Source organism: Turicimonas sp. TL08, from assembly GCF_054660695.1.
Genome location: NZ_BAAGDP010000111.1, coordinates 1 through 255, shown reverse-complemented (window position 1 = coordinate 255; position 255 = coordinate 1). Strand labels below are relative to the sequence as shown.

Genomic DNA, 255 nt, shown 5'->3' with positions numbered 1-255 from the left:
ACCGAGTCAGCAATCTCGTTTTGGCTTGTGTTCAATGCAATCAGAAGAAAGGTTCCAGGAGCGTTGAGGAGTTTCTGAAAGACAAGCCGGAAGTTCTGCGGCAAATCAAGAATCAATTAAAACAACCGCTTAAAGACGCAGCTTCTGTTAATGCCACCCGTTGGAAACTGTTTAACAAACTGAAATCAACTGGTTTTCCCTTTGAAGCTGGTTCAGGAGCTTTAACTAAGTTTAACCGCAAAAAATTCGGTATTC

General features: G+C 42.0%; 1 pseudogene. It reads left to right on the top strand.

Annotation, left to right across the window (positions count from 1 at the left end):
* Positions 1 to 255: pseudogene (locus tag ACYQ4O_RS13165) on the top strand (RNA-guided endonuclease IscB); the annotation flags it as partial.